Source organism: Desulfobotulus mexicanus (assembly GCF_006175995.1).
GTDB lineage: Bacteria > Desulfobacterota > Desulfobacteria > Desulfobacterales > ASO4-4 > Desulfobotulus > Desulfobotulus mexicanus.
In genome coordinates this window covers 16,937-30,762 of the sequence record NZ_VDMB01000001.1, presented here as the reverse complement: position 1 = coordinate 30,762, position 13,826 = coordinate 16,937, and the positions used below count along the sequence as shown (strand labels likewise).

11 protein-coding genes and 3 tRNA genes are annotated in these 13,826 nt (G+C 50.3%); 5 read left to right on the top strand and 9 right to left on the bottom strand.

Annotated elements, in window-relative coordinates; all coding sequences use genetic code 11:
- Positions 1-58 precede the first annotated feature (58 nt).
- The 6 genes from FIM25_RS00150 to tig form a co-directional block, all read right to left on the bottom strand.
- A tRNA-Asp gene (locus tag FIM25_RS00150) sits at positions 59-135 on the bottom strand.
- Positions 136-141: 6 nt separating this feature from the next.
- A tRNA-Val gene (locus tag FIM25_RS00145) sits at positions 142-217 on the bottom strand.
- Positions 218-298: 81 nt separating this feature from the next.
- Positions 299-2,644: an endopeptidase La gene (gene lon / locus FIM25_RS00140; protein WP_139444923.1), complete on the bottom strand. Its 2,346-nt coding sequence runs from the start codon at positions 2,642-2,644 to the stop codon at positions 299-301.
- A 146-nt stretch (positions 2,645-2,790) separates the two neighbouring features.
- Positions 2,791-4,044, bottom strand: coding sequence for an ATP-dependent Clp protease ATP-binding subunit ClpX (gene clpX / locus FIM25_RS00135; RefSeq protein ID WP_139444922.1), 1,254 nt, complete (start codon positions 4,042-4,044; stop codon positions 2,791-2,793).
- Positions 4,045-4,662, bottom strand: a complete 618-nt coding sequence (gene clpP / locus FIM25_RS00130) for an ATP-dependent Clp endopeptidase proteolytic subunit ClpP (protein WP_425456367.1) — start codon at positions 4,660-4,662, stop codon at positions 4,045-4,047.
- A gap of 89 nt (positions 4,663-4,751) precedes the next feature.
- Positions 4,752-6,098 carry a trigger factor gene (gene tig, locus FIM25_RS00125; protein ID WP_139444920.1) on the bottom strand — a complete coding sequence of 449 codons (1,347 nt, stop codon included), beginning with the start codon at positions 6,096-6,098 and terminating at the stop codon, positions 4,752-4,754.
- Positions 6,099-6,507: 409 nt separating this feature from the next.
- On the opposite strand from tig, the gene FIM25_RS00120 reads away from it, so the two are divergent.
- Positions 6,508-7,191, top strand: coding sequence for an N-acetylmuramoyl-L-alanine amidase family protein (locus tag FIM25_RS00120; protein ID WP_139444918.1), 684 nt, complete (start codon positions 6,508-6,510; stop codon positions 7,189-7,191).
- A gap of 72 nt (positions 7,192-7,263) precedes the next feature.
- Positions 7,264-7,340: transfer RNA gene (locus FIM25_RS00115), tRNA-Pro, on the top strand.
- 78 nt (positions 7,341-7,418) lie between these two features.
- Here the strand turns inward: FIM25_RS00115 and FIM25_RS00110 are convergent.
- Positions 7,419-7,730, bottom strand: coding sequence for an STAS domain-containing protein (locus FIM25_RS00110; RefSeq protein ID WP_139444916.1), 312 nt, complete (start codon positions 7,728-7,730; stop codon positions 7,419-7,421).
- Positions 7,731-7,820: 90 nt separating this feature from the next.
- Here FIM25_RS00110 and lnt point away from each other — a divergent pair, with 90 nt between their 5' ends.
- The 3 genes from lnt (at position 7,821) to thiL (ending at position 12,127) form a co-directional block, all read left to right on the top strand.
- Positions 7,821-9,425, top strand: a complete 1,605-nt coding sequence (lnt, locus tag FIM25_RS00105; RefSeq protein ID WP_139444915.1) for an apolipoprotein N-acyltransferase — start codon at positions 7,821-7,823, stop codon at positions 9,423-9,425.
- An 83-nt stretch (positions 9,426-9,508) separates the two neighbouring features.
- A protein-coding gene (gene prfB, locus FIM25_RS00100) for a peptide chain release factor 2 (protein ID WP_179953055.1) occupies positions 9,509-10,622 on the top strand; the annotation gives its coding sequence in 2 pieces (ribosomal slippage) (positions 9,509-9,565 and positions 9,567-10,622; 1,113 coding nt in all).
- Positions 10,619-12,127: a thiamine-phosphate kinase gene (gene thiL, locus FIM25_RS00095; RefSeq protein ID WP_139444912.1), complete on the top strand. Its 1,509-nt coding sequence runs from the start codon at positions 10,619-10,621 to the stop codon at positions 12,125-12,127. Before prfB ends, thiL begins: the two co-directional genes overlap by 4 nt.
- 125 nt (positions 12,128-12,252) lie before the next feature.
- Here thiL and FIM25_RS00090 read toward each other — a convergent pair whose 3' ends face one another.
- Complete coding sequence (locus tag FIM25_RS00090) at positions 12,253-13,191, bottom strand: nickel/cobalt transporter (protein WP_139444910.1); 939 nt, start codon at positions 13,189-13,191, stop codon at positions 12,253-12,255.
- On the bottom strand, positions 13,188-13,790 hold the full coding sequence (locus FIM25_RS00085) for a DUF1007 family protein (protein ID WP_179953054.1): 603 nt from the start codon (positions 13,788-13,790) through the stop codon (positions 13,188-13,190). The genes FIM25_RS00090 and FIM25_RS00085 overlap by 4 nt, the downstream gene beginning before the upstream one ends.
- Between the last annotated feature and the right edge of the window lie 36 nt (positions 13,791-13,826).

The window sequence follows — 13,826 nt, the reverse complement described above, 5'->3', positions numbered from 1 at the left end:
CTACTCCAACAACAAAAAAAGGACCTACAGGATCAACCCGTAAGTCCTTATTTTTTGTTGGCGGGAGCGACGGGACTCGAACCCGCGACCTCCGGCGTGACAGGCCGGCGTTCTAACCAACTGAACTACACCCCCTTGAGGTGGTGGGCGAAACAGGGATCGAACCTGTGACCTACGGCTTGTAAGGCCGTTGCTCTCCCAGCTGAGCTATTCGCCCATTTTGTGACAAGCTTTCCATCACAAAAGCGAGATCTATCTACCAGCATGTGTTTTTTCCGTCAAGCAAAAAAACACGTTTTTATTTTTTCTTCTTACTTTTTTTCTGCTGCTCCGCCGGAAGGAGGGCCAGCTCCAGCACCTCATCCATATGACTGACCGCTATCATGCGGACCTTCTTCAAAACAGAAGCAGGTATCTCTTTGATATCCTTTTCATTTTCCGCAGGGTACAGAACCCGCACAATCCCTCCCCTGTGGGCAGCCAGCACCTTCTCCCTCAAGCCGCCAATGGGCAGCGCCCTGCCCCGCAAAGTGATTTCTCCGGTCATGGCCACGTTCCTGTCCACTGGCCGACCCGTAAGGGAAGAAACCAGTGCCGTGCAGATGGCAATACCTGCACTGGGGCCATCCTTGGGAATGGCACCTTCGGGAAAATGAATATGCAGATCCTTTTCCTTATAGAAATCAGGATCAATACCAAAAGATTCACTCCTGAACCGCACATAACTCATCGCTGCCCTGGCGGACTCCTTCATCACATCCCCAAGCTTACCCGTCACGGTAACCTCACCCTTGCCCGGCATTAATACCGTCTCAATGGTAAGAAGCTCTCCGCCCACCTGAGTCCAGGCCAGTCCTGTGACCGTGCCCACCAGATTTTCCTTTTCCACAGAACCGAAACGGTACTGATCCACTCCCAGATATTTACGCACCGCAGCCACATCAATGGAAAAAGGCGCCTTCCCCCTCTCCCGGACCAGATCCCTGGCCACCTTACGGCAGACAGCCGCCAGTTGCCTTTCGAGATTCCTTACCCCAGCCTCCCGGGTATGGTAACGGATAATATGATAAAGGGCATTTCTGGTAAAATGTATCTGGGAAAGCTCAAGGCCATGCTGTGAAACCTGCTTGGGAATCAAATGTTCAATCGCAATATTGTACTTTTCTATCTCCGTGTAACCGGGAATGCGTATGATCTCCATACGGTCCTGCAGAGGCAGGGGGATATTGTGCAGGGTATTGGCCGTGGTAATGAAAAGAATTTCAGAAAGATCACAATCCAGATCCAGATAGTGATCACTGAAGGTGGCATTCTGTTCCGGATCCAGCACCTCCAGAAGAGCAGCCGAAGGATCTCCCCTGAAATCCATACTCATCTTGTCCACCTCATCCAGACAGAAAACCGGGTTTCTGGTACCCACCTTTTTCAGACTCTGAATAATCTTACCGGGCATGGCACCGATATAGGTACGCCTGTGCCCCCGTATTTCCGCCTCATCCCGGACCCCACCCAGGGAAAGACGCACATATTTGCGGCCTGTGGCCCTGGCAACACTTCTGGCCAGAGAGGTCTTACCCACACCCGGAGGCCCCACCAGACAGAGAATGGGTCCCTTGATCTTCTGAACCAGAGTCTGTACTGCCAGATATTCCAGGATGCGCTCCTTGGGCTTTTCAAGACCATAGTGATCCTTATCCAGTACCCCTTCCGCGGCATCAAGATCCGAGGAAAGCTCAGAAATCTCGTTCCACGGCAGAGCCAGAATCCAGTCCACATAATTGCGCACCACCGTCGCTTCCGCTGACATGGGGGGCATCATCTTCAGCTTACGAATTTCTGACCGAACCCTGGCAACGGCTTCTTCAGGGGGCTGTTTTTCTTCAAGCCGCCTTTCAAAATCCGCTATTTCCTCAAGAATATCTTCGGCATCCCCCATCTCCTTACGGATGGCCCGGATCTGCTCATTGAGGTAATAATGTCTCTGGTTTTTCTCCATCTGCCGCTTCACACGGGTACGGATCTTCTGATCCATTGAGAAAATTTCAGCTTCTGTACGGATCAGATTCACCAGAAGCAGCATCCTTTCCACAAGATCTTCCGTTTCAAGGAGCTGCTGCTTATCGGCAATCTTAAATGAGAACTGGGCAGACACGGCATCACTGAGGTGAGCAGGATCCTGAATCGCCGCAATGGCATCCAGGGTTTCTGCAGAAGTTTTTCTATTCAGATTTGCGTATTCCCTGTAACTTTCCATAATAGCCCGCATAAGTGCCTGGGCCTCGGATGGCTGCACACCGGTTTCCATGAAAGGCTCTACCTCAGCACGGCCATAATCCTCCCTGCTTTCATCACAGACAAGCATACGGGCCCGGCCTTCCCCTTCCACCAGGGCTTTCACCGTTCCATCGGGCAACCTAAGAAGCTGCAAAACCCGTCCCACACAACCTATTTCTGCCAGATCCTTTTCTTCCGGATCATCCACATCGGCCTCGGTCTGGGTTATAAGAAAAACCCGCCTCTCCTGCTCCATGGCCGCAGTAAGAGCACGGATGGATTTTTTACGCCCGACAAAAAGGGGCGCAACCATGTGGGGAAAAAGAACCATATCCCGGAGGGGAATCAGGGGAAGCGTCAATACCGCCATAGTGTCATCCTCGGATTAGAAACATCCGGAAAAAAGCATCTCTCCCGGAATATAAATAATTGACCACGCAGATATTAAAAAAGGGCTCAGGCCACAGTCTAATAAAAAGCCCTGCGACCCAAAACCCTTTACTGATATTATCGAATCTATGCCTGCTGCTTGGACTGCGCATACAAAAGAATGGGCTCTTCCTTATTCAGCACAACTTCTTCACTGATTACACATTCCTTAACGTTTTCCAGGGATGGAATCTCGTACATGATATCCAGCATGATATTCTCAAGGATGGCCCTCAAGCCCCTTGCACCGGATTTTCTGCGCACCGCTTCTTTGGCAACGGCCTCCAGAGCACCATCCGTAAAGCGCAGACTCACGCCTTCAAAGGCAAAAAGCTTCTGGAACTGCTTAACCAGAGCATTCTTAGGTTCCTTCAGAATTTTTACCAGAGCGTCTTCCTTCAACTCCTCAAGGATAGCAATCACCGGCAGACGCCCGAGGAATTCCGGAATCAGACCAAACTTCACAAGATCTCCTGCCTCTGCAAGGTGCAGCAGTTCAGAAGCTGACTTGTCACCGGGCTTGGTAACCTTAGCACCAAAGCCCATGGCTTTCTGACCGATCCTGCGCTGCACAATCTTGTCCAGCCCCGTAAAGGTTCCCCCGCAGATGAAAAGAATCTTGGAAGTATCAACCTTCACGAAATCCTGCTGTGGGTGCTTACGACCACCCTTGGGCGGCACACTGGCCGTGGTTCCCTCAATAATCTTCAAAAGGGCCTGCTGCACACCTTCCCCGGAAACATCTCTGGTAATGGAAGGATTGTCGCCCCGGGATGCAATCTTGTCTATTTCATCTATATAGACAATGCCACGCTGGGCCCGCTCCACATCATAGTCGGCATTTTGCAGAAGGGAGAGGATGATATTCTCCACATCTTCTCCCACATAACCGGCTTCCGTAAGGGTGGTGGCGTCCGCTATGGTAAAGGGGACATCCAGAAAGCGGGCCAGGGTCTGAGCCAGAAGGGTTTTACCACTGCCCGTGGGGCCAATGAGAAGGATGTTGCTTTTCTGAATTTCCACATCATCATGGACATCCATACTGGCAGCAGACTCAAGCCTGCGGTAATGATTTCTTACCGCAACTGCGAGGGTTTTTTTGGCCGCATCCTGCTCAATCACGTAGTCATCCAGCTTCTTTTTCACTTCCTTGGGTGTCAGCAGATGCTCAGGGGCCTCCGGAGACTTGTCTCCTTCCTCCTCTATGATCTCGCTGCAAAGCTGGATACATTCGTCACAGATATAGACCGCAGGACCTGCGATGAGCTTCCGGACATCCTTCTGGCTCTTGCCGCAGAACGAGCAGAAAAGCTTGTCTCCGGTCTCGCCGTTATCCGTCATTTAGCCCTCCGTTTTCTCAATAATGGCCGCAAGGTCATCCCGGCTTGCCACCACATGATCGACAATACCGTAGGCCTTTGCTTCCTCACCACTCATAAAATGATCCCGATCCGTATCCGCTTCTATGGATGCCAGATCCCGCTTGGTATGCCTTGCAAGGATATGATTCAGGGTATCTTTGATCCTTAAGATTTCCCGGGCCTGAATCTGAATATCCGATGCCTGTCCCTGGGCACCACCCAGGGGCTGATGAATCATAATACGGGAATGGGGCAGTGCATAACGCTTGCCATCAGCCCCTGCAGCCAGGAGCAAAGCTCCCATACTGGCGGCCTGACCGATACATACGGTCACCACATCCGGCTTGATGTACTGCATGGTGTCGTAAATGGCCATACCGGCCGTTACCACGCCTCCGGGAGAGTTGATGTAAAAATTAATTTCCTTTTCAGGATCTTCGGACTCCAGAAACAGCAACTGGGCCACAATGAGATTGGCAATCTCGTCATTTACCGGGGAACCAAGAAAAACAATTCTATCCTTGAGAAGCCGCGAATAAATATCGTATGCCCTCTCGCCTCTGCTGCTTTGTTCCACAACCATGGGAATCAGCGGCACGACGAACCTCCCTTTTTCTCCTTGTTTGGCCCGACATCTGCATTTACGGTCCGGAAGGAAAACCTTCCACACAGACAACGCATCAGGCTTCAGACAGTCTGGTCTTCCGTATTTTCCACATCTTCAGCGGCTTCCGGAGAGACCTCTTCAATCAAACTGTTATCCAAAATAAGCTGAATCGCCTTTTTTTCAAGCATGGTGTGCCTGAAAAATTCAAGCTTTTCAGGATTGCTTTCATAAAAGCCCTTGATAAGGTCCACGGGCTGATTGAAATTTCTGGCCAGCTCTTCAAAGCCGGCAATGATCTCGTCTGCATCCAGATCCAGTTTTTCCTGGTTAATGATGCTTCCCAGAATCAGATGGCGGCGTACCTGCTTTTCCGCAAGGCCACGGTATTCTTCCGCCAGCATTTCTCTGGTCTGCCCCAGCTGCTCAAAGGTAACTCCATTGGCGGAAAATGCCCGCTCCGCCTCTTCCAGAATACCTTCCAGCTCATAGTTTACCATGACATCGGGAACCTCAAAACTGGTTTTTTCGATGAGGGCAGAAAAAATCTGTTCATTCACTTCCTGCTCAATGCGTTTGGCATAACCCTGCTGAAGGTTGTCACGGATTTTGATCCGGATATCTTCAACACTTTCAAAATCCCCGAAATTTTTTGCAAAATCTGCATCCAGCTCCGGAAGAATCTCTTCATGGATACCCTTCAGAGTCACCGTAAAGGAGATGGTCTTTCCTGCAAAGGCCTTATTGACATACTGCTCATCATAGCTGACATCAAAGGTACGGGTTTCCCCAATATTCATACCTTCCAGATTTTCATCAAAGGCAGGAGAAAGGGTATTCCTGCCAATCAGATAGGCATGATTTTCAGTTTTTGGAGTACCGTCAAAGGGCTGTCCTTCCACAAGGCCTTCATAATCCATAAGAATAAAATCTCCGGACTGTGCGGGCCTTTCCTCTGCAATGGGGACCTTTCTGGCAAGATTCTTACGCAGCATTTCAATCTGCGTATCCACGTCACCCTCACTAAAAACGTGAAGTGTTTTTTTAACGGGAATACCCTTAAAATCAATCTCACCTATCTCCGGACGTACTTCAAGGGTAACCCCAACCTTTAAGGGTCCCTTCTCATCAAAGGCCTCAAGATCCGGCAGGTTCATGTCCGGCGTTCCTATAAAATTAAGATTCTCCTTCCGGACCGCATCCACAAAGGCATCCTGAATAAGCTTCTGGGATACATCTGCGTGAACATCCTTCTTATAAATGCGTTCCAGAACGGAACGTGGTGTTTTACCGGGACGGAAGCCCTTGATCTTCACGGTTTTTTTCAGATCCTGATATGCGGCATCCACTGCCTTTGCCACTGTTTCACCCGGAATCTCTATGTGCAGGGCCTTCTTGACCGTGCTCAGATCTTCTACCGTAACTTGCATGATGATCCTTTCTTCGTAAAAACCTTAAAAGCCCATGGGGGGTCTATGGTAAGCAAACCAAACATCCATTCTTTTCAAATTATCAGAACCTGTCCCGACATACAGGCCCATAAATACCGGGAATGCCTTTAACATAAAAAAAAAGAAAATACCCAAAACATTTATTGTTTCTAAGGATTTTTACATTACAGAAACCATCCCTTTTCTGCCTGTTGGTGTCCTTATGGTATCCCTGCCCTGCTTGACGGAACCCGAACTTTTCCTTTAAAGTCTTTTCTTTGCAGGGTACTCCGCCGACACCGATTTCATCGGACAAAGCACGAAGCAATCTTTTAAATTTAATCATGCCGTCTATATGTGTCAAGAAAAAACCCATTAACAGACCAATACAGTTACCGGACATACAAACATGCGAAACAAATATGCTTTTTTTCTTTCCCTTATCCTGGCAAGCACACTGGCATGCGCCTGCACAGCGTCCGGCTTTCAGGACAGAAAGGCCATCATCATGCTGGACCCCGGACACGGTGGCAATGATACCGGGGTAAAGGGACCAGATGGCAGCACGGAAAAGAGCATCTGCTTTCTGCTGGCAAAAAAAATTTCAAAAAAACTCCGGGACAACAACAGGATTCTCCTAACCCGGGAAGGTGATCACAATCCGGATCCGGTGCAGCGCACAGCCGCAGCCAACAGAGGAAAAGCCGATCTTTTTGTCAGCCTTCACACCGACGGCTCAGCACCACAGATCTCCGGCATCATAAGAATTATCCACCTGCCTCCCCATATCAGCCAGCATACGGATTCCGGCATCTGGGATGAAGGCCATAGGCTCCATAGGGAGCAAAGCATAAGACTTGCAAACAGCCTTGCAAAGACCATGGAGAATAAAAATCTTCCCCAAAGAATAAGGATAATGGAAGCCGACCTTTTCCTTCTGAAACCACTGACCATGCCCGCCGTTCTTGTGGAAACCGGTAATCTTCGGTCCCCCCGGGATGCCCTCTGGCTGGCAGACCCCGACAATCAGAATACCCTGGCAGAAGCCATTGCAAATGGCATAGACAGATTCATCGATTCCATGGTCCATTAAATCAGAACTCTAAAATAAAAAAGAAGCCCTTGCACTATCCTAAGAAGCGTGCTAAACATTTTTTCTCTTTATCGGGGTGTAGCGCAGCCTGGTAGCGCGCCTGCTTTGGGAGCAGGATGTCGGAGGTTCGAATCCTCTCGCCCCGACCAGAAAAACTAAAAAAACGCCCTGCTCATGACAGGGCGTTTTCTTTTTTGAATCAAGCGCCATCTCAAAAATATTAAGGATCAGGACCCGATGGATTCTACGGAAAAATGCCGGTCCAGACGCATGGTGCTGAACAGACTGTAAATATCTTTGGCCACATTGACAACCTTCAGCTTACGCCCCTGGCGGTTCAGGGAATTATGGGTAGCAATAATAACGCCGATACCAACAGAATCCACCATTTCCACACCAGCAAGATCCAGCTGGATATCCCCGCTGCTTTCCTGAATAAGATTCTGAAGTTCCGTACGAAAATCATTGGCCATGGACGCAACAATATCCACGCCGGGAATGACAGTGGTCCAATCCTGCTCCTTTACAATCTGACTCATGGCTGCACTCCGTGTATTATAGAAAAAGAGATGCCGGGGTTCCGACAATGGGAATACCTGAAAATGGCGGGATTTCATAAGGGGCCTTAAATGACAAAACAAAAAAAACATAACACAGGGCTAAAGGAATCTCAATGTGAATCTGCTCCTTTGACCGGAGAAAATACTCCCTTTAGCCTGCCACCTTCGGCCACAGCCGCCCTCTGTGGTACAGCAACCTTTGCCGCCTTCCCGCCCCTTGGACTATGGCCCATCCTTTTTATCACCCTCATCCTTCCCATACGAAACGCCGCCACCATGGACAAGGGTGGCAGGGCTTTCCGCCTTGGATTCATCTTCGGGTTTTTTTTCTTTTCAGCAACACTGCACTGGCTGGCTTACACCGTACAAACCTTCGGCGGCCTTCCCTGGCCTGCAGCCCTGGGAGCCCTCGGACTTCTGGCTTCCTACATGGCCCTTTATCCGGCCTTTTTCTTTCTTTTCGTCCACCACCTTTACCGGAAGAAAAAAAATATTCTTATCCTTGCCCCAGCTGCATGGACAGCCCTTGAGTTCATACGGGGTCATCTTTTTACAGGTTTTCCATGGGCACAGCTGGGCCATGGCCTTGCCGATGTCCCCCTTCTCATACAGTCAGCAGACATAGGCGGAGCATATCTTCTTTCCTTTGCCATTGTCATGGTAAATCTGACCCTGGCCTTTCCCGGAAAAAAAGGGGAAAATTTCATCATCCCCCTCTGCCTCTGGCTTTTACTCGGAATTTACGGACATTTCCGCATCAAAGATATAGATAAAACCATAGCCCTGGCTCCAGCCATTGAGGTTTCCATCCTTCAGGGCAACCTTCCACCGGATCAGAAATGGGACCCTTCCTTGCAAAAGGAAACCCTGAACCGTTACCACAAACTAATGAAAAAAGCCCCTGAAGGCGAAAACCGCCTTTTCCTCTGGCCGGAAACAGCCACCCCCTTTTATCTCTTCACGGACATGGCTCCCACCCGCCAATTTCTTTCCCAGATCAGGGAATCCGGTGGATATCACCTCACCGGCTCACCCGTCTATGAAACAGATTCCAGCGGGAAATATCTTTTCTTCAATACCAGCTATCTCATCAGCCCCGAAGGAGATATTCTTGCACGCTATGACAAACGCCACCTGGTACCCTTTGGCGAATACATCCCCCTGAAACGCTATCTGCCATTTCTTGATCAGTTCATTGTTCCCGCAGGAGAATTCACCTCCGGCATACATCCGCCCGTACTTGCCTTTCAGGATACGTTTATCGCCCCCCTGATATGCTTTGAAAGCGTGTTTCCTTATATTGCAAGGGAAGCTGTAGCAAAGGGGGCTGAACTCCTTGCCGTCCAGACCAATGATGCATGGTTCGGGAACACCGGCGGCCCTGCCCAGCACCTCGCCTTCAGCCAGTTCCGCGCCGTTGAGTTCCGAAGAGCCGTCATACGTAGTGCCAACACTGGCATCAGTGTCCTTATCCTGCCCACTGGACGCATAGTGGAAAAAACAGCCATGAATACCACAGAAATCCTCAACGTCCGGGCACCCCTTTTCAAAGAAAAAAGCATCTATGCCCGGATCGGGGATTTTTTTGCATGGACCTGTCTCTTTGTGATAGTATTATATTTTATGGCATCAGCCCTGCCCCTTCATAAAAAAGCGGCGGGCAGATCTGCCTGAGAATAAAAAAAATCTGATTTTTTCAGAAAATTCCGTTTCCCCTGCATGCAGGGGGTTTCATTTAATTTTTTAAGGAGAATACCATGTCCGCAGAACTGAAGCAGCGCACAAAGGATCAGCGCGCCCAACTCCTTCAGTTAAAGGGGTGTCTTTGACCTCGAACACCTCAGCTACCGCTTAAGTGAAATTGAATCCATAATAGCCAACAAAGATTTCTGGGACAACCCCGAAGCCGCCAGGCCTGTTCTTCAGGAACGCACCCTCCTTTCAGGCAAACTGGAAAGCTATAAAAAAATCGAAACAGCCATTGATGATGCGGAAATGCTTCTGGAAATGGCCGTGGAAGAAGGGGATGAAGAAACCGTAAAAGATGTGGCCCTTCAGATGGATGGGGTGGAAGAAAGCCTTAGTGATCTTTCCCTAAAGCTCATGCTGGACGGAGAAGATGATTCCGCCACAGCCATCATGTCCATCAATGCCGGTGCCGGAGGCACGGAAGCCCAGGACTGGGCGGAAATGCTCTTCCGCATGTACAGCCGCTGGGTGGAGCGCAAGGGTTTTTCCATGCAGATGGTGGATTATCAGCCCGGAGACGAGGCGGGTATCAAAGGTGTAACCTTCACCGTAAGCGGAGAATTTGCCTTTGGCTATCTCAAAACCGAATCCGGAGTCCACAGACTGGTACGCATTTCCCCCTTCAACGCCAACGGCAAAAGACAGACCTCCTTTGCCTCGGTTTTTGTTTATCCTGAGGTGAATCAGGCAATCGAAATTGACATCGAAGATAAGGATCTGCGGGTGGATGTATTCCGGGCTTCCGGTGCAGGAGGTCAGCATGTGAACAAGACCAGCTCCGCCATCCGCATCACCCATCTGCCCACAGGCATTGTGGTCTCCTGCCAGCAGGAAAAATCCCAGCACAGAAACCGGGAAATGGCAATGAAGGTTCTGCAGTCCCGCCTGTATCAGCTGGAAAAACAAAAGCAGGATGAAAAAATGCAGGAAATGCATGACAGCAAGGGAGAAATTGCCTGGGGTTCCCAGATACGCTCCTATGTGCTCCATCCCTACCAGATGATCAAGGACCACAGAACCAACCATGAAACGGGCAACAGTCAGGCCGTGCTGGACGGTTCTCTGGACGGCTTCATTCAGGCGGAACTGCTCCGCAGAAGCCACGCAAAGGGCAAGGCATGAATCCAAAGATCCTGACAATTCTGGATCATTATTATCCCGAAGGCCACCCTGCAAGGGAGATTCTTTTGCAGCACTCCCGCATGGTGGCCCGCAAAGCACTGGATGCGGCTTTGCAAATCATGGAAGAAGGGCCGGATCTCAACTTTATTGCCGAAGCCGCCCTTCTCCATGATATCGGCATCGGCCTCACCCATGCCCCGGGCATCGGCTGCCATGGGAAAGATGCCTACATCTGCCACGGCTTTCTCGGCCACGACATACTGAAAAAAGAGGGCCTGCCCCGCCACGCTCTGGTCTGTGAGCGCCACACGGGAACGGGCCTTTCAAAGGAAGAGATTCTGAAAAAAAAGCTGCCCCTGCCCCAGCGGGACATGCAGCCGGTCTCCCTTGAAGAGGAAATCATCTGCTATGCTGATAAATTCTTCTCCAAAAATCCGGGGGAGGCTGGCAGGGAAAAACCCCTTGCCATCATACGAAGTCAGCTGGCCCGTTTCGGAGACCATCAGCTTGAACGCTTTGACAGCTGGCACAGTCGATTTGGTGGGACAAAAGTAAAATCTGCGGGAAAAGCCTCATGGAATGAATTTGACCTTATCCGAAAACTGACAGCAGACAAAAAAGACCCCGTCATACCCGTGGGCCCCGGAGATGATGCAGCCCTTCTGCCCTGCCTGCAAAGGCCAGTCATATCCACCGACACCCAGAGAGAAGGCGTTCATTTTTTAAGAAACTGGATGTCCTTTGAAGAGCTGGGCTACAGAGCCGTCATGGCTACTGCCAGCGACCTTGCCGCCTCCTTTGCAAGGCCCGTTGCACTTTTTGTAAATCTGGGTCTGCCCCCCGGAGAAAGAGAAGTGGATATCCTTGCCCTGCAGCAGGGTATGCTTCAGGCCTTGGGAGAAACGGGCGGGAGCATTGCCGGTGGTAATATCTGTAAAGCGGAAGTGCTGTGCGTGGATCTCTTTATGATAGGGGAAGGAGGAGAAATCTTTCCCCGCAGGTCCCTTGCAAAAACCAGGGAGGGGATTTATGTGACAGGCTTTTCAGGCGATGCCGCCGCTGGCTGCCATGCCCTTCTTTCCGAAAACCGCAAAGGTGCAGAAGTCCTGATCCGCCGCTTTATCAAACCAAAAGCCCGCTTCGATGCCGCAGCCCTTCTTTCGGATGCGGGCGTCCGCTGCCTCATGGATATCAGCGACGGCCTTGCAGGTGATGCTCTGCATCTGGCAAAGGCATCTCGCCTCACCCTTGCCCTTAATCCTGACGACATCCCCTTGTCTCCGGATCTTCTTGGCTACGCCAGCCGCTGCGGAAAAACCCCCCTTTTCTTTGCCTTAACAGGCGGAGAAGACTATGAGCTTCTTTTCACAGCTGAAGATAGCGTAGCTGAAAAACTGAGCACAAAGCTTTCCGGCATCACACGCATCGGTACCTGTCTTGGGGCATCCGAAGGGAACATCACAGGGCTTCCGGAATGGGCGACCCATGGTTTTTCCCATGGATAAAAAGCTTAAAGGCATTAAGGGCACAGACCAGAGAAACACAGACATACAAAGACTTTCAAGGACAAACAAAAACAGACAACAACCCGTGACAGTCCGTAAAAAGCCCGTGGCTGCCCCTATACCCCCTACACAGGACTGAAAAAAAGCAAGGCTCCCATCCCAGTAATGCACAAAGCCCCCACAAGGACCGGAACCTGATACCACAGGGGCCTCACCCGCACACCGGAACCCATGGTGGCAAAGGCCCTCCTTACATAAAGGGAAAGCACACCAAAAGTAATCGTAGTCAGGGAAAGACCCGCCGCCAGAAAGACCATGGCCAAGACCCCTGCCAGCAGAATATCCAGAGAAATGGAAAAAAAGAGTATGAGGGCCGCACCAGGACAGGGAACCATGCCCACAGCCAGACTTAAGGAAAGAAAACTCCGGCTGTCTGAAGCAGGCGCACAGCAGGAACAATTATCCCCTTCACCATGACCGTGAACCATGCTGCGGAAGGACTTCCAGACCATAAAAATTCCCACAAGCACAATCAGCCCGGCACTGAATTTTTGTATCTGTGAGCCTGCACCGTCCATGGCACCCGGCCCCCCCGCCTTCAATACAAAATAAAGTATGAAAACCAGCACAAGAGCCGAAAATACATGGAGAAAACCCATGAGCCCTCCCATGGTAATGGCCTGGGCCAGACTGCCCTTCCGACTTAAAAACCATGTACTCACAAAGACCTTGCCATGCCCCGGTCCCAGAGCATGGACGACCCCATAGGCAAAGGCCAGCCCCATATAGGACCAAAAAGCCTTACCCCATGGATTTTCACGGATCTGGCGGGCATAGCCCCCTGCCTTCTGGCGAAGCTGAACCTGCCAGACAAGAATCCTGCCCATGGCTTTGGAACCGGCATCACGGACCCATGAGGGCAGAAGGTCTGCGGGTTTGAAAGAAGATTCTTTTTCCGCAGGTGCAGCCTGAGCAGACCGCTGGAAGGGACTATTGGCAAAGGCCTCTCCGGCCAAAGCCAGAAACAAAAACACAAAAATAAGCCATCCGATTTTTCGCATCATTGCCTTTCCACCTCAAAACGAAGAGCCACAGGCGTCATGAATCCGTAATAGTAAGCAAGGTCCGGTCTCTCCTCAGGGGCGGACACCACCTTCCAGCCATGCTCACTTCCCCGTATTCCCACATTTTCCGGCGGGAAAAAAAGATGACAGAAAAAAGACTCGTCATAAACCGCTATATAAAATTTTGAAGTTCCTTCTTCCGGAGAAACGGCAAAGGGGATAAAAAAAGAATAAACCGCATGACCATCTTCTATCTCTACTGAAAAATGCTCTATCTTTTTAACAGGAATCATCCTGCCATCCTTCAGAATTCTCGTAAAAAAACCGAAGTTTTCAAGATTCTGAAAAGTTTCCTCATAAACTATCTTCAGCTCCTTTTCACAGAAGACACCATCCTTATTCTTATCAAAGTCTTCGATGACCCAGGCACTGAAATATTCATCAAAGGCCCATCTCTGCCATATACCCCGCACACCCTTTTCGTCCAGCTCCAGCTCCAGGGCCGTCTGCATAAAGACATGGGGATGGGCCAGCGCCTGCGCCCCCCATGAAAACCCCGTGAAGAAAACGAGAATCATCCAGCATCCAACCCTTATCATAATTCTCCTGCCGTTTTTTCTCATATAAACACTGCC